Raw genomic sequence first — 23,455 nt, 5'->3', positions numbered from 1 at the left:
ACTAGCAACGAAAGCTGATAAGGAGGATTCACAAAATGGCCAATAACAAATTAATTATTGAAGTAACTGCGCATACAACTGAAGCATTAGAAGAGATTAAAGAAGTAACTGAAGCTGCCAATGAATGTGTGGCTGCATTAGAGAAGTTTGAAAGTGTTATGGGTAGGCTTACTAATAAGAACAATTCAATTGAAATAGAAGTTCCTGTTCTTATAAACGGAAGGAAAATAGCTGAAGGTATTACGAGAATTTCGGAAACAGAAAGGGAAATAGCTTCAAGAACATGTTAAGGAAATGTAGGGGGAGATAGCTAATGAAGCTAACTAAACAAGAACAAGCGGTTGCAATTGGTACATTCATTTCAATGTTAGGACAGGATCTTGTGAATGAGCGTATTGATAAACAGAAATTAGAAAGTGCAATTCCAATCTTTAATGAGTTGGAAGATAATACAACACCTAAACAAAAGAGAGAAGCAATGATTAGTTTGCTAGGTAAAACAATAGATGAATTTTTAAAACAATAGCCATAAAAAAAGGAAAAGCAACTCGCATGGGGGCGAATTACTTTTCCAGATGGCAATGTTAACTCTATTATAACAACTTGTATTTATTTGTAAATATATAATCGGAATATTCTTTCAAATGAGGTGAAGGTGATGGAATTAACTAAGACTGAGATAGCGGTTGTTATTAGTATGTTTAATGTGGCATTAGGTGAGGATGAGTTTGGGAATTATCTTGAGAAGTGTATGAGTAAACATTCATTAGAGCAATTCGTTGAAACAACTGAACAAATCGCTAATAATACAACAATAAATGAGATGAGAGAATCTAGTGTAAGTGCAATAAATAAACTTATTCATGGTTTATTAGAAGAATAAGGAGTGAGGATAAATGCAAGTCTACTGTTCTAACTGTAATGAAGATTACGATATGCAACCACAAGTAACACAACTTCCAAAAAAGATTGAGAAGTGTTTCTATATTTGTCCTCATTGTGGCCATGAGCATGTCGCTGCATATGTGAACGATAAGATTCGTAAGCACCAAGCGGATATAGCTAAGTGTCATGAACGGATAAATAAAAAGAATCTGACCATCGGGGATGAAATGAAACGGTTAAGGAAGAGGATGGAAGGTGCCAAGTAAACCATTCAAGCCGTGCAAGTCGTTAGGTTGCAACGAACTAACACGGGATAAGTATTGCGCTAAACATATCGAAAAGGAAAAAGAAACTGTAAGATATTACGACAAACATATTCGAAACAAAAGCTCACGTTCATTCTACAACTCAAGATTGTGGAAGGATATGCGTGAGCTTATTTATCGTAGAGATCATGGTCTATGTGTTCAATGTAGAAGCAAGGATATCATTAAGATAGGTGATGTGGTCGATCATATCATACCTATTCGTGTTGATTGGTCAAAACGATTAGAACCATCTAATTTACAAACACTTTGTCATGCTTGCCACAATAAGAAAACAAAAGAAGATGAAAAGAAAAACAAAAAATAATTCGAAAGAAAAAATTCATAAACAACCCCCCACCATGAAAAAGCAAAAGGCGACTCCCTGGAGACCGCCGCCTAGCTTTCCGTGCAAAAAGTTCGTTTTATTCTACAAAAGGGGGTTCAGCCAAGGGAGGTGGTTCTCGTAGGAAGGAAAGCGAAGCCGATTCATTTGCATTTATTAGAAGGTAATACAAATCGATTGACAAAGGATGAAATTGAGAAGCGATTAAAAGCTGAAAAACAGTTGCAAGCAAAAAAAGACAAGGTAAAGCCACCAACGTGGTTAGATTCAGTTGCAAAGAAAGAGTTTAGGAGAATTGCTGGTGAATTACTAGAGCTAGACGTTATCACAAACATAGATGTAAATGCATTAGCAACGTATTGTGATGCTTATTCTGACTATGTTGAATGCACCAAAATTATCCGAGAAGAAGGACTTCTTGTTGAATATACCAATAAGGCAGCTGAAACCAATAAAGTTCCACATCCATTACTTACAAAGAAAAAGCAATTGCATGAACAAATGAAGGCTTTGGCTGTTGAGTTTGGTCTTACACCGAGTGCAAGAGCCAAAATTGTCATTCCAAATATAAAACAAGGTCCGAAAACAAATGTAGAAAAGGAGTTTGACGTATAACATGATCAGACAATGGATGCTGGACTACTGTGATGACGTACTAAATGATGAAGTTGTTGCTTGTCAGAAGCATAAACAGGCTTGTAAACGATTTTTAAGAGATATTGAGCGTGAAGGTTCTGAAGATTTCCCATATGTTTTTAAGGAAGAAAAAGCACTTCGTTTCCTAAAGTGGATGTCTCTGTTTAAACATACAAAAGGAAAATTAGCAGGTCAGAGAATTGAACCACATTCGATACAAATCTTTGTATTTAGCAATATTTACGGATGGGTTCATCGTAATACGGGATTAAGGCGATTCAAAAAGGCATATTGGCAAGTTGGACGTAAAAACGCAAAGTCTCAATCTTTAGCATGTGTAGGTTCATATGAAGCGATGGCATTTGGTGAAAATATGTCGGAAGTATACATTGGAGCAACGAAAACGGAACAAAGTAAAATTGTTTGGAATGAAATTAAAGCGCAAATGAATGGATGTGAAGATTTAAAAGGAAAGTTCAATATTGCGTATGGGAAAATTGAACACCTTAAAACTGATTCTTTTATTTCAGCGCTATCAAAAGATGCAGGTAAATCTGGTGATGGACTGAATGTTCAGTGCGGAATTATTGATGAATATCATGCACATCCTACTTCTGAAATTTATGATGTTCTGGTGTCAGGTTCGGGTGCTCGTCCGAATCCGCTTATGATGATTATAACGACAGCTGGTTTTAATTTAAGTCATCCTTGCTATCGTGTAGAGTATCAATATGTTTCTAAAATTTTGGATCCTAATATTGATATTGAAAACGAAGAATATTTTGTCATGGTTAATGAATTAGATAAAGATGATGAGATTACAAATGCAGAAGTGTGGGAGAAAGCAAATCCAATTCTATGTAGTTATGAAGAAGGACGTACTTTCTTAAAAGGAGAACTCCAATCAGCCCTTGATGTACCTGAGAAAATGCGTAATTATCTCACGAAAAACATGAATAGATGGGTGGATATGAAAGAAAATGGCTACATGGATATGCAAAAATGGAAGGATTGCAAGGAAACGGTGGAATTATCCGAATTAAAAGGGTTGGAATGCACAGTAGGTGTCGATTTATCAGCAAAAATTGACTTAACAAGTGTAGATTTTGAATTTAAAAAGGATGATACGTATATTGTAATTAGTCATAGTTTTATGCCGGAAGATACCTTGCATGAGAAAAGAAAAACAGATAAAGTTCCGTATGATCTTTGGATACAGCAAGGATGGATTACAACAACACCTGGTGCGGTAGTTGATTATGAATATATTAAAAAACATATTAAAGCTATGGAAAAAGAGAATAAATTCAAAATAAAAGAAATATGCGCTGACCCTTGGAATGCAACGCAATTCATGCAAGACATGGAAGCAGAAGGATATACAGTGGTGGAAATACGTCAAGGAATGGCGACTTTATCAGGTCCTACAAAGGATTTTCGTGAACAAGTTTATCAGAAAAAAGTCATTCACAATAACAATCCAGTGTTAAATTGGGCTGTTAGTAATGCTATAACAAAACAGGATGCTAACGAAAACATTATGTTGGACAAGTCAAAAGCAACAGAAAGAATTGACCCGATAGCGGCTGTAATTAACTCACATGTTCGCTGTATGCTTAATTCTGGTGAGATGGACTTAAATTCCTATATTTTAAGTCAAGATTTCTCATTCTAGGAGGAATTACATGCGCTTTTTGCTATTTTTTATGAGTATTTTAGAAGATATTCTATTGATTTCAGGGTTGTCCATTATTGTAGGAACGACTTTTTTTGTTAATCCGATTTATGGCTGGTATCTGTTAGGTATTATTCTCACAATTCTGGGGGTGGTGATGATAAGAAGATAGAAAGGAGGTGAAACTTTTGATTTTTCGGCATTTATTTAGGAATCAGGACACGACAGATTTAAAAAATCCTTCACCTTGGTTTAAAAGTTTATTTGGTTATCAAGCCGCAAGTGGTGAAAAGGTAACGGTTGAGTCTTCTTTAGGTGTTCCCACGGTTTATCGATGCATTAATATCCTTGCAAATAGTGTTGCGATGCTTCCTTTTCAAACGTTTAAAAAGACAGCGAAGGGAAGAGAACGGGATAAGGCACATCAAGTGTCGTTTGTTTTGGAAAGACGCCCAAATCCTTACCAAAGCCCATTTAAATTTAAACATCTAATCGAAACACATCGCAATACATGGGGAAATGCTTATATCAATATCCATTGGGGTGTGGATGGAAGACCAAAAGAACTGTGGGTATTGAATCCGGCTGTTACAACCCCCAATGTGGACCTGAAGACAAATAAATTATGGTACTTTACTAGTTTGCCAGACGGTACACCTGTAAAAATACCTGATGATGACATTATTCATCTTACTACATTGTCTACTGATGGTTTAAAGGGGAAACCACCTATCCAAATTGCAAGAGAATCAATAGGTAGCTCACAGGCGGCACAAAAGTTTAAAGGTAAGTTCTTTACAAACGGTGCAGCGCATAGTGGGATATTAAAAACGCAACAAACACTTGGTAAAGAGGCAAAAGAAATACTTCGTGATGCTTGGGAAGAAGCGAATACGGGATTAAATAACGCTCAAAGAATAGCCATTTTAGATGCTGGACTAGAATTTGAAAAGGTGGGTATGCCTTTAAAAGATGCACAATTTATTGAAGGTATGAAATTTGATAAAGGTGAGATTGCAAACATCTTTAATATTCCTTTGCACATGATTAATGAGTTGGATCGTGCTACTTTCTCCAATATTGAGCAACAAGCGCTGGATTTTATTCAAAATACATTGAGTCCAATTCTTATTCAATACGAGGAAGAGTTTTCTTATAAAGCATTTTCATTTAATGAGCAAAAACGATATTACTTAAAGTTTAATCTAACAAGTTTATTACGTGCTGATTCTAAATCAAGAGCAGAATTTTACAAAATTATGTTAGATGCTGGTGCTTTCTCAATCAATAAAGTGCTAGAACTGGAAGATATGGATGGGATTGGGGAATACGGTGATAAACATCGTGTTGATTTAAATCATGTATCTATTGAAATTGCGGATGAATATCAATTAGCGAAAGCAAATGGAGGGACAATACAGAAGGGAGGTGAGGACGATTAAAGACGTATTTACTATTAAAAATCAAACGGAATCATCAGCAGACTTATTTATTTATGGTGACATCATAAATAATACAGGTTGGAAATGGGATGATTCTGACATTATGCCTGATGATGTGAAAAATATCTTAGGGCAATTGGATGATAAAAGTAACCTTAATATCTATGTAAATAGTGGTGGTGGTTCTGTATTTGCTGGTTTAGCCATTTATAACATGTTAAAGCGCAATAAAGCACAAAAAACTGTTTATGTGGATGGTGTTGCAGCTTCTATTGCTTCTGTAATCGCCCTAGCTGGTGATCGTGTTGTTGTTCCTTCTAATGCATTCTTAATGATTCATAAGCCTTGGACATATGCAGCTGGAAATGCAATTGATTTCCGAAAAGCAGCAGAGGACCTTGATAACATCGAATCAGGAATCATGAATGTATACAAAGAGAACTTAAAAGAAGGTGTTGAAATTGAAAAGATTCAACAATTAGTAGATGCTGAGACTTGGTTAAGTGGTGAAGAAGCTGAAAAATACTTTAATATAGAAGTTGTGGAGGCAAAAGAAGTCGCAGCTTGTAGTAGTGATTACTTTGATAAATATCAAAAAACACCAAATAAGATTGTAGCAAAAGCTCCGTCTATTCCAAAGAAGGACGATAATGAACAACTAAAAATCCAAAATGCACTAGACCTGTTAGAACTATAGGTCTATTTTTTGTGCCAATATAAGGAGGAAATACCGAATGGATAAACGTGAACAAGAATTACGTCAAAAAGTTGCTGATTTAAAAGCGAAAGCAGAAGAATTTAACAATAGCGGTAAATATGAAGAGGCAAAGGCAAAAATTGAAGAAGCGAAAAACGCGAAAAATGAACTGGATAACTATCTAGCGATGATGCAAATCCAAGTTTCTGACCCTGTAAATTCACAAGCAGGAGCTTTGCCTCCAGCATCAGTTAAAAATGAAGATCCATCGTATAAAGAAGTATTTATGAAAGCTATCCGTGGTCAAAATTTAAGCCATGAAGAAGCATGCGTTATGCAGGAATACAAAGCGGCCTTATCTGAGAATTCAGGTAAAGATGGCGGCTATATTGTTCCAGAAGATATTACGACAACAATTAATCAATTAAAACAAACGGTTGATAGCTTAGAACAATATGTAAATGTACAACCTGTATCAACAAACAAGGGAGCCCGTACGCTAGAAAAACGTGCAGCATCTACACCTTTTGCACCATTATCTGAGTATGGTAAGCCAAATGCAATGCAAGAAATTGCTTCTCCTGAATTCGATCGTTTATCGTATGTTATTGAAGATTATGCAGGCTTCTTACCGGTGCCAAATGATTTATTAGATGATACAGATCAAGCTTTAGAAGAATATTTACGTCAATGGATTGCGAAAAAATCTATTGCGACTCGAAACTATCTGATTTTACAAGAAATCAATAAACTAACAAAAGTTGATTTAAAGGATTATAACGGCCTTAAAACAACATTAAACGTTACACTAGATCCAATGTTTGCAGCAGTAGCGAACATTTTTACAAACCAAGATGGATTTAATTACTTAGATCAATTAGAAGATAAAAATGGTCGTCCACTACTTCAACCAGATCCAACAAATCCAACTCGTAAGTTATTTTCTGGTAAGCCCGTTATTGTGTTGTCCAATAAAACAATTGCTACAGATAAAGACGGAAAAGCACCTTTCATTGTTGGGGATTTAAAAGAGGCAGTTATTCTTTGGGATAGAAAACAATTATCTATTGATATGACCAAAGAAGGCGGAAATGCTTGGAGAACAAATACTTCTGAATTCCGAGCAATCGAACGTGAAGATGTCACATTATGGGACCAAGAAGCAGTTGTGTATGGGCAAATTACGGTTGCGCCTAAAACTGGAGTTTAATAAGCTAGGGGGTGTCCTTCTTGGTACTAACATTAGAGGAAGCTAAAAAGTATCTTCGCGTGGATGGTGATGAGGAGGACGATCTCATTACATCTTTCGTAATAGCAGCTGAAATCTATATTAAAAATGCTACAAGTAAAAATGTGGACTTAAAAAGCGAGCTTGCTAAATTGGCGGCTCGTATTTTAATTTCCCATTGGCATGAAAATCGGGAAGCAGTTGGAAAAGCAGAACAGTTAGCATTTAGTTTGCAATCGATATTAGTTCAGTTGCAGTATTCTGGTGGTGATTCAAGTGAATCCAGGTAAATTAGATAAACGTCTTACATTTCAAGTGAAAGATAATGAAGCAAAGAGCCCAGACGGTGATCCAATAGAAAGATATAAGGATTCTTTTACTGTATGGGGCTCTTTTATTTTTTTAAAGGGAAGAAAATACTTTGAAGCAGCCGCAGCTAACAGTGAAGTGCAGGGTGAAACAGAAATCCGATTTCGGGCAGATGTGAATGCTGACATGAAAATCAAGTATAAGAATACGATTTATGACATTCTTTCGGTTATTCCAACTGAAAAATACACATTATCAATCATGTGGAAGCGTGGTGGAATGAATGGCTGATGGTGTAGATTTGTTAGGTTTTGATCGTTTAGTTACTGAATTAAATCAAATGGGGTTACGTGGAGAGGAAATAGAAGATAAAGCTCTTGCAGCCGGTGGTGAACAAATTCGAAAAGCTATTGCAGAAAGAAGTGAACCGAGGAGTTCAAGTCCTAAGAAACCTTCCAAAAGTGAACCTTGGCGTACGGGCCAACATTTGCTTGATAATATACGAGTTACGAAGGCACGAATGGAAAATGGTGTGAAAACGATTAAGATTGGAATAGACAAAGCGGACCGTTCTCCATATTTCTATGGAAAGTTTTTAGAATGGGGTACATCAAAAATGCCAGCACATCCATTTATAGAACCGGGCTTTAATTCTTCAAAATCAGCAGCAATTCGCGCTATGACAGACATTTTGAAGAATGAAATGAGGTTAAATTTATGATGAATTTACGACCTGAAATTTTGCAAGCTCTTGAAAATAATCAGGAGCTTGTTTCTTTATTAGGTGGAAAACGCGTTTATTATCGTAAAGCCAAAAATGCTGAAGAGTTTCCGCGGATTACATTCTTTGAATTAGACAATAGGCCAGATAGATTTGCAGATAATGAAGAAAGTGAAAGTGAAATTACATTCCAAATTGATATTTGGTCAAAAGGCAGTACAACGGCATTCCATCAAAAAGTGAATGAAATTATGAAAAGTATTGGTTTCTGTCGTTATGCGGTTGCTGATTTATATGAAGAGGATACACAAATTTTTCATTACGCGATGCGATTCGCGAAAGGAGTGGAGTTATAGATGGCTGGAGAAGTGATTAAAATTAGTTCGACTGTCGGTGTAGATAGCCTTGTTTACGCCAAGTTATTGAAAGATGATGCAACAGGTGTTGAATACAGTGCAGTAAAAGAAATGGAAGGTGCTGTAAAGATTAAAACATCCAAAAAGGTAGCTTCGGAGATTATGTGGAGTGACAATAAAAAATCGGAAATCGCTGAGTCGGATGGAGAAGTAGAAGTGGAAATCGAGCTTCGTAACATCTCGTTAACAACAAAAGCAGATATTGAAGGGTATCCAGAAGTTAAAGACGGTGTGTTAGATGAGAGACGCGAAGGTGAAAAGCCGTATCTAGCAATCGGATGGCGTTTCTTAAAGGCTAATGGAAAATATCGATATGTTTGGTTATTAAAAGGGAAGCTTTCACAAGAGGAAGAAGAAGGCGAAACTAAGAAGGATAAACCAAACTTCCAAACAACGAAACTGAAAGGTTCATTTATTGAGCGTGATTTTGATGATAGACCCAAATTTACAGCAGATGCCGACGAACCTACATTTACCAAATCGGTGGGAGATAACTGGTTTAAAAAGGTATATGAGAAGCCTGTGGCACAACCGCCAGCAGGAAAGTAAGAGGGAGCAAAAGCTCTCTCTTTTTTATTAAATTTAGGAGGGAAAAACTATGAAATTAACTTTAATGATTAATAAAGAAAAACAAACTTTTAATATGCCAGAATTTATTCCAGCCCGTGTTATCCGTCAGGCTCCTGAGTTGGCTGAAATTCCAAACAATCCTGGTCCAGAAGATATGGATAAAATGGTTAAATTCGTGGTGAAGGTGTACGATAATCAATTTACATTAGACCAATATTGGGATGGGATTGATGCTCGTAAATTTTTATCAACAACTTCAGACGTAATTAATGCAATTATAAATGAAACTGTGGAAGCAGCTGGTGGTAATCCTGTATCTGGAGAAGAAGAAAACCCAAACGCGTAGAGGGAGGAGGGCTAACGTTCAGTGAGTTTATGGACGAACTCTACCTCTCTTTATTACGTCAAGGGTATAAACATCATCATATCGATAATGAAATGGATATTTGGCATTATTTAAAGCTGAATCAAAAGAGTCGTGAACAAGGTGATTCAAATAGTGAAAATGCAAGCTCTAATGAAATAGAAGTTCCGGCAGAAAACATTATTTAACGAGGGGGTGAGACTATGGCAAATGAAATGAATAATTTGGTCGTTAGGCTTTCCCTTGATAATGTAAACTTCCGACAAGGTATCGCGAATTCAGGGCGTGCAGTCAGAACATTACAGAACGAATTAAAATCTGTGAGTACAGGTATGGGTGGTTTTGCTAACGCTAGTCAACAAACGCAAGCGAAAATGAATACACTTAGTAGGCTCATTGATGCGCAAAAAGAGAAAGTTAAAGCGTTACGACAAGCCTATGATCAAAATAAGGCTAAATTAGGTGAAAATGATGCAGCAACTCAACGATATGCTTCTCAAGTTAATAAAGCAGTTGCTGATTTAAATAGATTTGAAAATGAACTCAAACAAGTGAATTGTCAGGCACAACAAACAGCAATGGATAAATTAAATAATTCATTGAAGTCTTTACAAGCTGAATTCCAAGCGGTTACAACAGGAATGCATGGATATACCAATGCTACTGAACAAACTCGAGCAAAAATTGATGTGCTATCTCGTATGGTAGATAAGCAAAAGGAGAAAATCAGGGAGCTTCAGTCCGTTTACAATCGTGCTAAAACAGAAGAAGGTGCAGCAAGTCAATCAGCACAACATTATGCTGAACAAATTCATCGAGCTACCGCTGAACTTAATCGATTCGAAACTGAATTACGTCAGTCAAATCATGAACTAGAACAACAAGGTAATCGTCTTCTCAATTTCGGAAACCGTATGGAAACATTGGGAAATCATTTGCAAAATGCAGGAATGCAAATTGGTATGGTGTTTGGCGGAATGACTTACGCTATAGGGCGTGGTTTAAAATCGGCGGTTACTGAATCAATGAACTTCGAACAACAGATGGCTAACATTAAAGCAGTATCTGGTTCTACTGGCGAAGAAATGAAAAAGTTGAGTGAACTGGCTGTTAATATGGGTGAAACAACAAAGTATTCTTCTGTAGAAGCAGGAAAAGGTATTGAAGAATTAATAAAAGCTGGTGTCAGTTTAACAGATATTATTAATGGAGGTCTATCAGGTGCTCTGAACCTAGCAACGGCTGGAGAATTAGATTTAGGTGAAGCGGCAGAAATTGCATCAACAGCGTTAAATGCCTTCAAAGCGGATCATCTTTCAGTAGCAGATGCAGCTAACATATTATCAGGAGCGGCAAACGCATCGGCAACTGATGTACGTGAATTAAAATATGGTCTTGCTGCCTCTTCAGCAGTAGCGGCAGGAGCAGGGATGACGTTTAAAGATACCGCTACAACTTTAGCAGTATTCGCTCAAAATGGTTTAAAAGGTTCAGATGCAGGGACATCTTTAAAAACGATGCTTATGAGGTTAAATCCATCTACTAAAGAAGCATATAACAAAATGCGTGATTTAGGTCTTATCACATATAACGCTCAAGCAGGGTTTGATTTCCTGGTGAAAAATGGAGTTACTCCAGCATCTAGAAGTGTGGGAGATATCGAAGTTGCATTAGAAAAATATGTAATGAAAACTGAAGGAGTTACAAAGTGGAACGATAAATGTGATACAACATTCCGTGAGTTAGCAACAAGCTCAGCTTTCTTATCATCAAAATTTTACGATCAACAGGGGCATATTCAAAGTCTAGAAAATATTTCAGGTACACTTCATGAATCGATGAAAGATTTAACAGACCAACAACGAAGTATGGCCCTAGAAACATTATTTGGTTCCGATGCTGTACGTGGTGCGACTATCTTGTTTAAAGAAGGCGCTAAAGGTGTCAATGAGATGTGGGATTCCATGTCTAAAGTTACAGCAGCTGATGTTGCAGCCACCAAGATTGATACGTTAAAGGGACGTCTTACATTATTAGATTCAGCATTTTCTACAATGAAAAAAACAATTGGTGATGCACTAGCTCCTGTGGTTAGTGTTTTTGTTGCTGGATTACAGAAACTTGTGGATGGCTTTAATGCATTACCTGGTCCCGTACAAAAGGCTATTGCAATTACAGGTGGTATTGTTCTTGCTTTAACAGCTGTGGCTACAGCAATAGGTGTGGTTTTAGCAGCGTTTGGAATGATTGCTTCAGGAATTGGTTCTTTATCTCTTGCATTAGGATCAGTCGGTGGGATTGCTGGAATTGCGGCAGGAGCAGTTGGTTTCTTGGGGAGTGCACTAGCTGTTTTGACAGGACCAATTGGTCTAGTAGCAGCCGCTCTTATCGGGACTGGAGTTGTTGCATATAAAGCATATCAAAAAGCAACAGAAGACAGTATCGCTTCAGTAGATCGCTTTGCTACAAATACAGAAGGGAAAGTAAGCTCTTCAACAAAGAAGGTTCTTGGTGAGTATTTCAAGCTGTCCGACGGTATTAGACAAAAGTTAACTGAAATTAGATTGAATCATGAAGTAATAACAGAAGAACAGTCGCAGAAGTTGATTGGTCAATACGACAAATTAGGTAATACGATTATAGAAAAAACAAATGCAAGACAACAAAAAGAAGTCGAAGGACTTAAAAAGTTTTTTGCGGATTCTTATGTATTAACTGCAGAAGAAGAAAATAAGCGGATTGAACAAATGAATCAACATTACGAACAAGAAAAGTTAAAGACGCAAGAAAAAGAAAATAAAATTAAAGAAATTATTCAAACGGCAGCAAATGAAAAACGTGAATTTACTACATCTGAAAGAATTTCTTTACAAGCTTTACAAGATGAAATGGATAGAACAGCTATCCAACATATGTCTAAAAATCAAATGGAACAAAAAGTTATTTATGAAAATATGCGGGTGCAAGCTAGCGAAATTACAGCTAGACAAGCAGCCGAAGTTGTTGAAAATAGTGCTAAAGCAAGAGATAAGGTTATTGAAGATGCAAAGAAAACTCGTGATGATAAAATTGCGTATGCTATACGTTTACGAGATGAGTCAGGAACACTTAATAAAGAAGAAGCGGATGCAGCTATTGCGGAAGCGAATCGTCAATATAATAGCACGGTTTCTACTGCAAAAGATAAACATCAAGAAATTGTAAGTGAGGCAAAAGCGCAGGCGGGTGAACATGCAAATCAAGTAGATTGGGAAACGGGCCAAGTAAAATCGAAATATCAAGTTATGAAAGATGATGTTGTTCGAAAAATGAAAGAAATGTGGTCAGATGTTACCAATAAGTATGAAGATATGAAAACCTCTGCAAGTAATAAGGTAGAGGAAATAAAAAATACAGTTTCAAGGAAATTTGAAGAAAAGAAAAAAGCTGTTACAGATAAAATGCAAGAAATAAAGAACGGTATTGAAGAAAAATGGAATACAGTTGAAAAATTTTTCAGTTCTATAAATCTAAGTTCCATCGGTAAATCAATTATAGAAGGCCTTGAAAAAGGATTAGATAGTGCAACAGGGGGCTTGTATAGTAAAGCGAAAGAAATTGCAGGAGAGATTAAAAAGACCATTTCTGGAGCACTAGAAATTAACAGTCCATCTAAAGTAATGATTCCAGTCGGTAGCGCAGTTCCAGAAGGTGTTGGAGTTGGTATAGATAAGGGAAAACGGTTTGTTGTGGATGCAGCAAAAAATGTAGTCGGAACTGTTAAGAAACAAATGGGGAATATGCCATCTGTTTTTGATTTTGGATTCCAAACGAATCAATATAGTATCCCGCAAAATGCATTTAGCGATTTCAGCGGATATACGCGACCGCAATTATCTTATAACAATGCATCTATGGCAAAAACAATATTTCCAAATAGACCAGCTGGAGAACAAGAACTGAATTTAACCGTAAACATGACTAATGTTTTAGATGGAAAAGAGCTTGCAAACGGAAGTTACACCTATACTACAAAGCTTCAAGATCGTGAACAAAAAAGAAGAGCGGAATTTTAAGGGTGGTGAGCACGTTGGGGAAACTTAGTTTTACTTTTAATAATATTAGAAAAGATTATATTCAAATGCTAGTTGGAAGAAAACGTCCTTCATGGGCTCCAGTAAAAAGAAGATTAGTAAGAGTCCCTCATCGCGCAGGGGCTCTTTTACTTAATACAGAAACGGAGGAACGTCGTATTGACGTTCCTCTTGTTATTAAAGCGAAAAAAGATATGGCGGATTTACAAAAGTTAAAAGAAGATTTAGCGGATTGGTTATATACAGAGCAACCCGCTGAACTTATTTTTGATGATGAGTTAGACAGGACTTATTTAGCATTAATCGATGGTTCTGTCGATTTGGACGAAATAGTCAATAGAGGCAGAGGTGTTATTACTTTTGTTTGTCCAATGCCGTATAAATTAGGGAAAACAAATACTCACAAATTTACGCAAGAGTGGTCTACAGAAACAACTTCTTATTTTACTAATAAGGGAAGTGTAGAAGCTCCAGCATTAATTGAAATGACTGTAAAAAAACCAAGTACCTTTTTAGATGTATGGTTTGGAGAGTATCCGCATAATCGTGATTATTTCAGAATAGGCTACCCTCTGACTGTGGAGCAAACCACGGTACAAGAACGAGAAAGAGTCATGTGGGATGAAATGTCTACTACAGTAGGCTGGACTCCTGTTACGGGTCAATTTGATGATATGAAGGGGACAGGTTCTTTTAAAGTACGAGATGGTTATGCTTTATATTGTGAGGATTACGGAAAGGAAAAAGGCTTCCACGGTGCTATGGCTAAAAAGAATATTCCGTCAGGACCGTTGCAGGACTTTGAAATGGAAGCATGGATGCGTTTGAAATCGAAAAGCATTGTCGAAATGGGCCGTGTAGAAGTGCTTCTTTTAGATGAAACGAGTAATATCGTTGCACGTATCAATATGAATGACCTTTACTGGGATGCCGAACTTACAAAAGCGCACATGAAAATCGGAAATGTCGGAACACCTAACAGTTTGCGAAAATTAGTAGATACGAATGGGGCACATCCTAATACATTTAATCAATTTTACGGAAGGCTTAGAGTCGCTAGACGAGGCAATCAGTGGTCAGTTTATGTGGCACGTTTTAAAGACGGAACGGAGATTGACGATGCTGCATTAGTAGAAAGATGGATTGACGAGAGCGGAAATCCAATGACAAATCGTAAAGTAGCTCAAGTCATGATTGCAATCATGGCATGGGATATAAATGATCCGGTTTCAGTGATGAGTATCGACGACTTAAAAATTTGGAAAGTAAACAAAGTCCCATCTAATGCACAACCATATATCTTTGACACTGGAGATAAAATTGTTATCGATACGGAGAAAAGTCTTGTCACAATCAACGGGAAGAATGCAATCAATATAAAAGAAATCTTTAGTAATTTTCCCGTTGTAATACGTGGGGAAAATCGCATCGATATCATGCCACCTGATGTAAATGCAACAATCAGTTATAGGGAGAGATATAGATGAGGAAACCAAGCGGGATTTTACATGTTGTGGATTTTAAAACAGATCAAATTATCGCAGCCATCCAGCCGCAGGATTATTGGGATGACAAACGGCATTGGGAACTTAAAAATAATGTTGATATGTTGGATTTCACTGCTTTTGACGGAACAGATAATTCAGCTACGTTACAACAGCAAAATCTCGTTTTAAAAGAAGTTCGCGACGGAAGGATTGTGCCATATGTTATAACAGAAACTGAAAAAAATTCTGATAAACGATCTATTACCACATACGCTTCAGGAGCTTGGATTCAAATTGCTAAATCAGGGATTATAAAACCACAACGGATAGAGAGTAAGACGGTTAATGAGTTTATTGATTTAGCGCTTTTAGGTATGAAATGGCAACGCGGAATTACTGAATATGCTGGATTTCACACAATGACAATCGATGAATATATGGATCCACTTACTTTTTTAAAGAAGATTGCATCTTTATTTAAACTGGAAATCCGATATCGTGTTGAGGTTAAAGGGTCGCAAATCATTGGTTGGTATGTAGATATGATTCAAAAACGTGGGTATGATACGGGCAAAGAAATAGAATTAGGAAAAGATTTAGTCGGTGTAACACGTATCGAACATACACGTAATATTTGCACTGCTTTAGTTGGATTTGTAAAAGGTGAAGGCGACAAGGTAATCACTATTGAAAGCATTAATAATGGCCTACCTTATATCGTAGATGCAGATGCGTTTCAAAGATGGAATGAACACGGACAACATAAATTCGGTTTTTATACACCAGAAACAGAAGAATTAGATATGACTCCAAAACGTTTATTGACGCTTATGGAAATAGAATTGAAAAAGCGTGTCAATTCCTCAATCTCTTATGAAGTGGAAGCACAATCAATTGGTCGTATTTTCGGCCTAGAACATGAACTAATCAATGAAGGCGACACTATAAAAATTAAAGATACAGGGTTTACACCAGAATTATATCTTGAAGCACGAGTGATAGCTGGAGATGAATCTTTCACAGACCCAACACAGGATAAATATGAATTCGGGGATTATCGTGAGATAGTTAATCAAAATGAGGAATTAAGAAAGATTTATAACCGTATCCTCAGTTCATTAGGCAATAAACAAGAAATGATTGATCAGCTAGATAAATTGGTTCAAGATGCTAATGAAACAGCTAGTAATGCAAAGAAGGAGTCAGAAGCAGCAAAAACACTAGCTGAAAAAGTACAAGAGGATATTAAAAACAATACGGTTGAAATTATAGAAGCTAAGAATCCACCAACAACAGGACTTAAACCTTTTAAAACGCTTTGGCGTGATATTAGTAACGGAAAGCCCGGTATTTTAAAAATATGGACAGGTAAAGATTGGGAATCGGTTGTACCTGATGTTGAATCAGTTAAGAAAGAAACACTTGAGCAGGTTAATAAAGATATTGAGTTTGCCAAAACGGAGTTAAATCAAAAGGTTCAAAGTGTGGAAGGTAAAGCGCAAGAAATAGCTGGACAAATAGTTGATGTTCAAAAGCAAGTTAATAATAAAGTGGATCAAACATGGATTGATAATCAGCTTAAAGATAAGGCCGATAAATCTGGTGTATACACAAAAGATGAAATTAAAGATGGTTTCATCGGTAAACAAGTGTATGAAACTGATAAACAAGGGAACGTACAGAAGTTCCAAGAGATTAACACATCTATTAGTCAAACAAATGAAGCTCTTACACAGAAAGCCGAGAAGTCTGAGTTGAAGAAAACGAATGAAGGTTTATCGCAGTTGGAGCAAAAGACGAACGAGATTAAGACCACTGCTGATGGCACAAAACAGACTTTAACAGAGCTTAAAACGAAAGTTGATAACACAAAAATCAGTGTGCGCAACTTATTAAAGGATTCTGTTATTTTAAATACTAGTTGGAGTTCGGATACTCCCAATAATATTTCTAGGACTATTTTGTCTGATGCTGAAGGTCGTTATCTTCAAGCTAAAATAACTACTATTAATATGAGTAGAGCATCTAGTTTCTATTACTTTACTGCACCGAACTGGACAAAGGCACTCGAAAAAGGTAAGGAATATGTATTAAGTGTGGACGCAATGGCAACGATAGACGGCTGTATCTTTAAAATCAGGGATGATAAAGCAAATAAATACTTTAGTACACGTATTCCAAAATCTACGATTTATCAACGTATCAACGTTACATTAAAATACGACGGTGACTTTACTAATATCTTGATTATTGGTGACATTCCAACTACCGCAGCAGTGGGGGATTATGTAAATCTTAGAAATTTCAAATTAGAAGAAGGTAATGTCGCTACTGATTACTCGCTAGCACCAGAAGATCAAGTAACAACAACTGACTTTACTAAAAAGACAGTAGAAATTGAGACTACTATTAAGGGTATTAATACTACTGTTTCCAATGTTCAAAACGAACAAGGAAAGCTTACTGAACGTGTAACAAAATCAGAGCAAACCGCAGATGGATTTAAAACTACTATTGAATCGTTAACTAAAAAAGATACTGAAATTAGTAATAAGTTAAATACGGTTGAATCCACTGTGGAAGGTACGAAAAAAACGATATCTGATATACAATCCGATACAACATCACTTAAACAAACAACAAATGAAATTAAAGAACAAGCAGGGAAAATCACCGAAAAGTTGACTAGCGTAGAGAAAAAGTTTGATGATATGAAGTTTAGCGGACGTAACCTTCTGTTAAATACAGGTGGCACACTTAAATCTGACACTGGAACGAACATTTCAAATACTAATTCAAAATCTTTTAAATTTGTTCCTGATACGTTTGAAATGATTAGAGGCCAAGAAGTTGCTCTGTCTATTACAGCTAGAACACAAGCTTTTTCGAAGGGAACACCTAGCCCTTGGATCGGTATGGAATTATCAGTGACGTATGAAGATAATGAGCAAGTTTGGCTGCCTATTCGTATAGAAGACAAAGTCGCTACCTCTCAAGGTTGGGTTCGTTATTCTGCTGTTGTTACAATAAAAAACAAAGCAATTAAAACTGGTTATATAAATAGTTTAATTCGAAATGTAAAAGGCATGGTTGAACTTAAAGAATGGCAAATTGAACTTGGAAATAAAGCAACTGAATATAGACCAGCAGCAGAAGAGCAAGTAACGACCGATGAATTCACCAAGAAAACAACAGAGATTGAAAAAAGTGTGGATGGCGTGAAAACTAGCGTAACGAATGTTCAAAACAGCCAAGCTGGATTTGAAAAGCGTATGTCTACAGTGGAGCAAACAGCAAGTGGATTATCTTCCACAGTAAGTGATTTAAACAATGTAGTATCAGATCAAGGGAAGAAGCTTACTGAAGCAAATACAAAACTTGAACAACAGGCAACAGCAATCGGAGCTAAAGTTGAGCTTAAACAAGTAGAGGAATATGTTGCTGGATTTAAGATTCCAGAGTTGAAACAAACAGTTAATCAGAATAAACAAGATTTATTAGATGAATTAGCCAACAAGATTGCAACTGAACAATTTAATCAAAAGATGACTTTGATTGATAATCGCTTTTTTATCAATGAACAGGGTATCAATGCTGCTGCTAAAAAGACAGAGGTATATACAAAAGAGCAAGCAAATGGACAATTTGCCACATCATCTTATGTAAGAGATATGGAATCCCGTCTTCAGTTAACAGAAAAGGGCGTTAGTATATCTGTAAAAGAGAATGATGTAATAGCAGCCATTAACATGAGTAAAGAAAACATTAAGTTAAATGCTGCACGAATAGATTTAGTTGGTAAAGTCAACGCTGAGTGGATTAAAGCTGGATTGCTGAGCGGTTGCCAAATTAGAACATCAAATACGGATAACTACGTTAGCTTAGATGACCAATTTATACGTCTCTATGAAAGAGGGGTTGCTAGAGCGTTTCTGGGTCACTACAGAAGATCAGATGGTGCAGTACAACCGACTTTTATCTTAGGATCCGATGAAAAGACTAATGCTCCAGAAGGCACTTTGTTTATGTCTCAAGCAGGTGCAGGATGGCCAGGGGCTTATGCGAGCATTGGTATTAGCAATGGCATAGTGGATGCGCAGTCCAAAAGTCTGTGTATTGGGAGATGCAAAGAAACGGATTAAGTGTTCTAAACGCTAATGATTACCATGTTTTTTATGCAGGGAATGGGAGTTGGTATTTCAGACGAGGAAAAACTGGATTATATCAAACTTCGTTAGTCCTTGAAGATAATGGTACAGATTCTGATTTAAGATTACCTAATGTAACTATACGTAATAGCCGTGCAGCAGGATATACAGGGGTTATCCAACTGAAATCAGCTGTTACCCAAAATGGCTGGGGTGCTGTTCAAGGGAATTTTATGACTCCTTCATTACGGGAGTATAAATCTAATATCCGTGATATTTCTTTTTCCGCCTTGGAAAAAATTAGAAGTATTAAAATTAGACAATTTAATTATAAGAATGCGGTAAACGAACTTTACCGGATGAGAGAAGAGAGAAGTCCTAATGATCCACCGTTGACAACAGAAGATATTAAAACATACTACGGTTTAATCGTAGATGAATGTGATGAAGCGTTTATCGATGAAAGTGGTAAAGGAATTCATTTGTATTCATACGCATCCATTGGAATTAAAGGGTTACAAGAAGTTGATACAACAGTACAGGAACAAGAGGTAGAAATAGCAAATCTAAAATCACAAGTAGCTAATCAAGAAAATCGGATAGTCCGATTAGAAGAATTATTACAACAATTAATCGATGAGAAACCAGAGCAGCAGTTATAAGCTGGTCTTTTTTTTATTGCCTAGAAAGGGGTGGTTAAGGTGGAAGGGTTACAAGAAGTAAGAAGTGATGTTCAAGAAATCAAGCAAGAAATTAAAGAAATAAGATTAGAAGTGAAAAGCTTAGAAATACGAACAACAGGTAACGAAAAAGACATTATTAATATCAATAAGCAGTTAGATAAAATCAGCGCCAATACTACCTGGATTTTACGACTTATAGTTGGTGGAATTATTGGTGGTATTCTCACTTTCTTAATGAAAGGGGGTGGTATGTAATGGTTAGTTTAGCTGTAATGATTGGAATTGTAGTTGGTCTCTCACAAATCGTAAAAACAATTGGATTACAAACAAAATATGTTCCGTTATTAAATTTAACGCTTGGCATTGTGCTAGGCGTTTTATTTTTGGACGGAGATATCAAAACAAATGTATTTCAAGGAATCATCATTGGTCTATCAGCAAGTGGATTATTTGACCACACAAAAATTATGAAAAAGGATGCTGATATAAAATGAAAAAAACATTAAAACATATTCCTTCTGTACTCTTTGCTGTTATTTTAGCTTTATCCGTTGCAACAAGTGCTTTTGCTGATAGAACACTGATTATTCCTGATTTACCTAAACAATCATACCGTTATGGTGTAGGTGCTTATGAGGGCGTTGTAGCACATTCTACAGCAACACCAGAAGCACCAGCTATTAATATTCAAAAATATGAGTCTCGTACATGGCGTTCGGCATTCGTACATTATGCAGTTGATTGGAATGAAACAATCCAAATTGCTGATACGAAATACATTGCTTACGGTGCAGGACCAGGAGCAAATAAACGATTTGTTCACGTGGAATTATGCGAAACAAGAGATTATGAAAAATTCAAACGAAGCTATGATAAGTACGTTAAGTTATTGGCTAAAATCCTTCGTGACCGTGGAATATCAGTAGAAAAAGGATTGTGGACTCACTACGATGTGACGAAATATCTTGGTGGTACAGATCATGAAGATCCACTTGATTACTTAAAGTCTCATGGCGTTTCAGAAGCTCAATTCCACGCTGATGTACAACGCGCATATAATAACTCTAGTGTGGAAGTTTCCGTTCCTGATAAGCCATCTAAACCAGCAGAAGTTCCAACGGCTGTAACAGATGGTATTGCTTATATTGAAGGTTACAATGTTAACTTACGTAAAGGACCTGGTACAAGTTATTCTAAGATTCGACAGCTAAATAAACCGGAATCTTATGTTGTATGGGGTGAAAAGGATGGTTGGTTAAATCTTGGTAGAGAGCAATGGATTAAGAACGATCCATCTTATGTGAAGTTTAGTAAGAAAAGCACAGTAGATTCATCAATTGTAGGTAAGCGTGTTGTTTCTAAAGTTAATAATTTACGATTCTATGATGCTCCATCTTGGCAGGAAAAAGATGTTGCTGGTTCTGTAGATGCAGGATTAGGTTTTACAATTGATGCAAAAATAAACGTCAATGGATCCCCGCAATACAAAGTGCACAATAGTAAAGGTAAAACATACTATGTCACAGCAAGTGAAGCCTATGTGTATGTGAAGTAAAAAGACAAGAGCCGTCCTGTTGGGCGGCTTTTTATACTTTATTTTTTAGAAGCTCTATATCCAGCAGCTTTTGCCTCAGCTTCAGAACAGAACGTTTCTTCAGCATTTGTTTTATCATAGAACTGTTGACCAGGCATATGGTAAATTTTCTCGCCTCTACTATTTTTATTACCTTTAATAGTGCAAGTTCCATTTTGTTCTGTTACTTGATTTGTTTTGGGTGGAGTAGCAACTTCTTGTTTCTTTTGTTGCTCTTGTTGTTTCTTGAATTCTTTTTGTTTTTGCTGTTCTTCTCTTTGTTTTTGAAGTTCCTGTTGTCTTTTTTGTTCAGCTTCTTGCTTTTTTAATTCTTCTTGTTGCTTCTGAAGATCTTGTTGTTTTTTTTCCTCTTCTTTTACTTCCTCAGATTGTTTTGATTCCTCTTGCTTAATAACAGTAGAGGCTTTTTCGGATTTATCACTATCCGAACTTTTTGTACAAGAGCCTATTAAAATAATTAATAAAATGATGATACCTAAACAACCTAAACATCCACACCCTCGGCGTTTTTTTTCTTCTTTTTCATTTGTTGCTTTTTCCATTTCTATCCCCCTAAATATTGAAAATTTCAATATTTAGTATAACAGATATCGAAAGGGGATTATTGAAAAGTTTTTATTGAATGCATAACTTTTTAATAATTTGAAATTGAAAAGTGGTATTGTAAATTCACAATAATGATACTTGATTACAAAAAAAGTTGTTTTAATTATAATAAGGTGGTTAAGAACTTTAAAAAGGTAGAGGACAATGTTGAAACGGGTAATAGTAAAAAACTTTGTCATTTATCAAAATTTTTTCAGAAGGTATCGGTACATTTTCAAAATCTATCAATATTAAAAACACCCGACATCTTTCAATCAACAAAAATCGGGAAAGATATTTTTATTTTGTCCATAATGTGTTTGAAAGGAAGGATTTAGAATGGATTGGTTAGAGAGAATGAACCGCTCGATGAATTATATTGAGCAAAATTTATCGAATGAAATAGATGCAAAAGAAGTAGCGAGGTTAGCTTGTTGTTCAGAGTATCATTTTCCTAGAATGTTTTCGTCTATTACAGGTTTTACTTTGTCGGAATATATAAGGCGTAGACGTTTATCACAAGCTGCATTTGAACTTCAAAATGATAATTTCATTCGAATTATTGATCTTGCGCTGAAGTATGGATATGATTCACCGGACGCATTTAGTCGGGCTTTTAAAAGCCTTCATGGGGTGACTCCAACAGAAGCGAGACGTAAAGGGGTTGAATTAAAAGCCTTTCCGAGAATTTCCTTTCAAATCACGATTAAAGGGGATGTGGAGATGGAGTATAGAATTGAAGTGCTAGATTGTAAGGTTGAAATTGTAGGAGTGAAAGAAAAAGTCATAACTGAGGCTGCCTTTCGTATGATTCCGACATTATGGGAGGAAGCAACAAAAAGTGGATTATTGAAACAACTTATAGATATGTCGTGGGAAAATCCGCAATGTAAATTAGAAGGTCTTTTAGGTGTATGTGGAAAGCAAGCTGCTATAACAGATGAAACATTTGAGTATATGATGGGATGCCGTTACCAAAGCGAATATACTATTGGCATGGAGAAGATTGTAATCCCTAAAAGTACTTGGGCTGTTTTTCCAAATGTCTCTGATGCATGGAAACGCCTCTATACAGAATGGCTACCTACCTCTGGATATGAGTTGGTAGATCTTCCTTGTATTGAAAATTATTTAGCACCTGATCGAAATCCGAGTAGTGAACTTTGGGTTCCAGTTATTCAAAAATAATGATAATGTGTGATGAGATATGGTTGATGAATGCTCAACTAGATGATAAATGGTGGTATGAAGTTAAATAAAACAAAAGAATAGTTTGATTAACAAAAAAAGA

General features: G+C 36.3%; 27 protein-coding genes. 26 read left to right on the top strand and 1 reads right to left on the bottom strand.

The window, feature by feature from the left end:
* Nucleotides 1-35: 35 nt before the first annotated feature.
* From NLJ82_RS17685 to NLJ82_RS17565, 25 genes are all read left to right on the top strand, one after another.
* The gene (locus NLJ82_RS17685) at nucleotides 36-290 is read left to right on the top strand and encodes a hypothetical protein (protein WP_061185054.1); all 255 of its coding nucleotides are present in this window, start codon (nucleotides 36-38) and stop codon (nucleotides 288-290) included.
* Nucleotides 291-313: 23 nt separating this feature from the next.
* A complete protein-coding gene (locus NLJ82_RS17680; RefSeq protein WP_061185053.1) occupies nucleotides 314-526 on the top strand; it encodes a hypothetical protein in 213 nt (70 codons plus the stop codon).
* A 132-nt stretch (nucleotides 527-658) separates the two neighbouring features.
* A complete protein-coding gene (locus NLJ82_RS17675) occupies nucleotides 659-883 on the top strand; it encodes a hypothetical protein (protein ID WP_061185052.1) in 225 nt (74 codons plus the stop codon).
* Between the two features lie 13 nt (nucleotides 884-896).
* Nucleotides 897-1,151, top strand: coding sequence for a hypothetical protein (locus NLJ82_RS17670; RefSeq protein ID WP_061185051.1), 255 nt, complete (start codon nucleotides 897-899; stop codon nucleotides 1,149-1,151).
* A complete protein-coding gene (locus tag NLJ82_RS17665) occupies nucleotides 1,141-1,518 on the top strand; it encodes an HNH endonuclease (RefSeq protein ID WP_001139457.1) in 378 nt (125 codons plus the stop codon). The genes NLJ82_RS17670 and NLJ82_RS17665 overlap by 11 nt, the downstream gene beginning before the upstream one ends.
* A gap of 129 nt (nucleotides 1,519-1,647) precedes the next feature.
* Nucleotides 1,648-2,151: a phage terminase small subunit P27 family gene (locus NLJ82_RS17660; protein ID WP_061185050.1), complete on the top strand. Its 504-nt coding sequence runs from the start codon at nucleotides 1,648-1,650 to the stop codon at nucleotides 2,149-2,151.
* 1 nt (nucleotide 2,152) lies between these two features.
* Entirely contained in the window at nucleotides 2,153-3,847 is a 1,695-nt protein-coding gene (locus NLJ82_RS17655; protein ID WP_061185049.1) for a terminase large subunit, read from the top strand.
* A gap of 10 nt (nucleotides 3,848-3,857) precedes the next feature.
* Nucleotides 3,858-4,019 carry a hypothetical protein gene (locus NLJ82_RS17650; protein WP_201027915.1) on the top strand — a complete coding sequence of 54 codons (162 nt, stop codon included), beginning with the start codon at nucleotides 3,858-3,860 and terminating at the stop codon, nucleotides 4,017-4,019.
* Nucleotides 4,020-4,035: 16 nt separating this feature from the next.
* Nucleotides 4,036-5,289 (top strand): phage portal protein, encoded by a 1,254-nt coding sequence (locus tag NLJ82_RS17645; RefSeq protein WP_061185048.1) that lies wholly within the window; start codon nucleotides 4,036-4,038, stop codon nucleotides 5,287-5,289.
* Nucleotides 5,276-5,986 carry a head maturation protease, ClpP-related gene (locus NLJ82_RS17640; RefSeq protein WP_080444474.1) on the top strand — a complete coding sequence of 237 codons (711 nt, stop codon included), beginning with the start codon at nucleotides 5,276-5,278 and terminating at the stop codon, nucleotides 5,984-5,986. The genes NLJ82_RS17645 and NLJ82_RS17640 overlap by 14 nt, the downstream gene beginning before the upstream one ends.
* A gap of 37 nt (nucleotides 5,987-6,023) precedes the next feature.
* Nucleotides 6,024-7,196 carry a phage major capsid protein gene (locus tag NLJ82_RS17635; RefSeq protein ID WP_061185046.1) on the top strand — a complete coding sequence of 391 codons (1,173 nt, stop codon included), beginning with the start codon at nucleotides 6,024-6,026 and terminating at the stop codon, nucleotides 7,194-7,196.
* 20 nt (nucleotides 7,197-7,216) lie between these two features.
* Nucleotides 7,217-7,504 (top strand): head-tail connector protein, encoded by a 288-nt coding sequence (locus NLJ82_RS17630; protein WP_000244593.1) that lies wholly within the window; start codon nucleotides 7,217-7,219, stop codon nucleotides 7,502-7,504.
* Complete coding sequence (locus tag NLJ82_RS17625; protein WP_061185045.1) at nucleotides 7,491-7,814, top strand: phage head closure protein; 324 nt, start codon at nucleotides 7,491-7,493, stop codon at nucleotides 7,812-7,814. The genes NLJ82_RS17630 and NLJ82_RS17625 overlap by 14 nt, the downstream gene beginning before the upstream one ends.
* The gene (locus NLJ82_RS17620; protein WP_016718563.1) at nucleotides 7,807-8,244 is read left to right on the top strand and encodes an HK97-gp10 family putative phage morphogenesis protein; all 438 of its coding nucleotides are present in this window, start codon (nucleotides 7,807-7,809) and stop codon (nucleotides 8,242-8,244) included. The genes NLJ82_RS17625 and NLJ82_RS17620 overlap by 8 nt, the downstream gene beginning before the upstream one ends.
* The gene (gp17, locus tag NLJ82_RS17615) at nucleotides 8,241-8,600 is read left to right on the top strand and encodes a tail completion protein gp17 (protein WP_061185044.1); all 360 of its coding nucleotides are present in this window, start codon (nucleotides 8,241-8,243) and stop codon (nucleotides 8,598-8,600) included. The genes NLJ82_RS17620 and gp17 overlap by 4 nt, the downstream gene beginning before the upstream one ends.
* Nucleotides 8,601-9,209, top strand: coding sequence for a major tail protein (locus NLJ82_RS17610; RefSeq protein WP_061185043.1), 609 nt, complete (start codon nucleotides 8,601-8,603; stop codon nucleotides 9,207-9,209). It begins immediately after the preceding gene.
* A 49-nt stretch (nucleotides 9,210-9,258) separates the two neighbouring features.
* Nucleotides 9,259-9,576, top strand: coding sequence for a phage tail assembly chaperone G (gene gpG / locus NLJ82_RS17605; protein ID WP_254754540.1), 318 nt, complete (start codon nucleotides 9,259-9,261; stop codon nucleotides 9,574-9,576).
* Between the two features lie 29 nt (nucleotides 9,577-9,605).
* Nucleotides 9,606-9,782 (top strand): hypothetical protein, encoded by a 177-nt coding sequence (locus tag NLJ82_RS17600; protein WP_000344046.1) that lies wholly within the window; start codon nucleotides 9,606-9,608, stop codon nucleotides 9,780-9,782.
* Between the two features lie 15 nt (nucleotides 9,783-9,797).
* Nucleotides 9,798-13,649 (top strand): phage tail tape measure protein, encoded by a 3,852-nt coding sequence (locus NLJ82_RS17595; RefSeq protein WP_254754538.1) that lies wholly within the window; start codon nucleotides 9,798-9,800, stop codon nucleotides 13,647-13,649.
* Between the two features lie 14 nt (nucleotides 13,650-13,663).
* A complete protein-coding gene (locus NLJ82_RS17590; RefSeq protein ID WP_016718557.1) occupies nucleotides 13,664-15,154 on the top strand; it encodes a distal tail protein Dit in 1,491 nt (496 codons plus the stop codon).
* Entirely contained in the window at nucleotides 15,151-19,296 is a 4,146-nt protein-coding gene (locus tag NLJ82_RS17585; RefSeq protein ID WP_254754536.1) for a phage tail spike protein, read from the top strand. The genes NLJ82_RS17590 and NLJ82_RS17585 overlap by 4 nt, the downstream gene beginning before the upstream one ends.
* The gene (locus tag NLJ82_RS17580) at nucleotides 19,278-19,964 is read left to right on the top strand and encodes a tail fiber domain-containing protein (protein ID WP_254754534.1); all 687 of its coding nucleotides are present in this window, start codon (nucleotides 19,278-19,280) and stop codon (nucleotides 19,962-19,964) included. The genes NLJ82_RS17585 and NLJ82_RS17580 overlap by 19 nt, the downstream gene beginning before the upstream one ends.
* A 39-nt stretch (nucleotides 19,965-20,003) precedes the next feature.
* Nucleotides 20,004-20,240, top strand: a complete 237-nt coding sequence (locus NLJ82_RS17575) for a hemolysin XhlA family protein (RefSeq protein WP_000398745.1) — start codon at nucleotides 20,004-20,006, stop codon at nucleotides 20,238-20,240.
* On the top strand, nucleotides 20,240-20,479 hold the full coding sequence (locus NLJ82_RS17570; protein WP_000253959.1) for a hypothetical protein: 240 nt from the start codon (nucleotides 20,240-20,242) through the stop codon (nucleotides 20,477-20,479). Before NLJ82_RS17575 ends, NLJ82_RS17570 begins: the two co-directional genes overlap by 1 nt.
* The gene (locus NLJ82_RS17565) at nucleotides 20,476-21,540 is read left to right on the top strand and encodes an N-acetylmuramoyl-L-alanine amidase (RefSeq protein WP_061185039.1); all 1,065 of its coding nucleotides are present in this window, start codon (nucleotides 20,476-20,478) and stop codon (nucleotides 21,538-21,540) included. Before NLJ82_RS17570 ends, NLJ82_RS17565 begins: the two co-directional genes overlap by 4 nt.
* 38 nt (nucleotides 21,541-21,578) lie before the next feature.
* On the opposite strand, the gene NLJ82_RS17560 is transcribed toward NLJ82_RS17565, so the two are convergent.
* Complete coding sequence (locus NLJ82_RS17560) at nucleotides 21,579-22,121, bottom strand: sunset domain-containing protein (RefSeq protein ID WP_061185038.1); 543 nt, start codon at nucleotides 22,119-22,121, stop codon at nucleotides 21,579-21,581.
* Between the two features lie 382 nt (nucleotides 22,122-22,503).
* Here NLJ82_RS17560 and NLJ82_RS17555 point away from each other — a divergent pair, with 382 nt between their 5' ends.
* On the top strand, nucleotides 22,504-23,352 hold the full coding sequence (locus tag NLJ82_RS17555) for an AraC family transcriptional regulator (protein ID WP_000383882.1): 849 nt from the start codon (nucleotides 22,504-22,506) through the stop codon (nucleotides 23,350-23,352).
* Nucleotides 23,353-23,455: the final 103 nt, after the last annotated feature.

The organism is Bacillus paranthracis (assembly GCF_024296885.1).
Taxonomy (GTDB): domain Bacteria; phylum Bacillota; class Bacilli; order Bacillales; family Bacillaceae_G; genus Bacillus_A; species Bacillus_A paranthracis.
The sequence above is the reverse complement of the archived record's forward strand: the minus strand, read 5'-3'. Positions and strand labels throughout refer to the sequence as shown.

Excerpts from the sequence above, each read along its gene's own strand:
- NLJ82_RS17580 (WP_254754534.1), top strand. The coding sequence starts at position 19,278 with ATGCAAAGAAACGGATTAAGTGTTCTAAACGCTAATGATTACCATGTT.
- NLJ82_RS17555 (WP_000383882.1), top strand. The coding sequence starts at position 22,504 with ATGGATTGGTTAGAGAGAATGAACCGCTCGATGAATTATATTGAGCAA.
- NLJ82_RS17680 (WP_061185053.1), top strand. The coding sequence starts at position 314 with ATGAAGCTAACTAAACAAGAACAAGCGGTTGCAATTGGTACATTCATT.
- NLJ82_RS17635 (WP_061185046.1), top strand. The coding sequence starts at position 6,024 with ATGGATAAACGTGAACAAGAATTACGTCAAAAAGTTGCTGATTTAAAA.
- NLJ82_RS17585 (WP_254754536.1), top strand. The coding sequence starts at position 15,151 with ATGAGGAAACCAAGCGGGATTTTACATGTTGTGGATTTTAAAACAGAT.
- NLJ82_RS17685 (WP_061185054.1), top strand. The coding sequence starts at position 36 with ATGGCCAATAACAAATTAATTATTGAAGTAACTGCGCATACAACTGAA.
- NLJ82_RS17670 (WP_061185051.1), top strand. The coding sequence starts at position 897 with ATGCAAGTCTACTGTTCTAACTGTAATGAAGATTACGATATGCAACCA.
- NLJ82_RS17570 (WP_000253959.1), top strand. The coding sequence starts at position 20,240 with ATGGTTAGTTTAGCTGTAATGATTGGAATTGTAGTTGGTCTCTCACAA.
- NLJ82_RS17650 (WP_201027915.1), top strand. The coding sequence starts at position 3,858 with ATGCGCTTTTTGCTATTTTTTATGAGTATTTTAGAAGATATTCTATTG.
- NLJ82_RS17655 (WP_061185049.1), top strand. The coding sequence starts at position 2,153 with ATGATCAGACAATGGATGCTGGACTACTGTGATGACGTACTAAATGAT.
- NLJ82_RS17675 (WP_061185052.1), top strand. The coding sequence starts at position 659 with ATGGAATTAACTAAGACTGAGATAGCGGTTGTTATTAGTATGTTTAAT.
- NLJ82_RS17565 (WP_061185039.1), top strand. The coding sequence starts at position 20,476 with ATGAAAAAAACATTAAAACATATTCCTTCTGTACTCTTTGCTGTTATT.
- NLJ82_RS17560 (WP_061185038.1), bottom strand. The coding sequence starts at position 22,121 with ATGGAAAAAGCAACAAATGAAAAAGAAGAAAAAAAACGCCGAGGGTGT.
- NLJ82_RS17600 (WP_000344046.1), top strand. The coding sequence starts at position 9,606 with ATGGACGAACTCTACCTCTCTTTATTACGTCAAGGGTATAAACATCAT.
- NLJ82_RS17595 (WP_254754538.1), top strand. The coding sequence starts at position 9,798 with ATGGCAAATGAAATGAATAATTTGGTCGTTAGGCTTTCCCTTGATAAT.
- NLJ82_RS17610 (WP_061185043.1), top strand. The coding sequence starts at position 8,601 with ATGGCTGGAGAAGTGATTAAAATTAGTTCGACTGTCGGTGTAGATAGC.
- gp17 (WP_061185044.1), top strand. The coding sequence starts at position 8,241 with ATGATGAATTTACGACCTGAAATTTTGCAAGCTCTTGAAAATAATCAG.
- NLJ82_RS17620 (WP_016718563.1), top strand. The coding sequence starts at position 7,807 with ATGGCTGATGGTGTAGATTTGTTAGGTTTTGATCGTTTAGTTACTGAA.
- gpG (WP_254754540.1), top strand. The coding sequence starts at position 9,259 with ATGAAATTAACTTTAATGATTAATAAAGAAAAACAAACTTTTAATATG.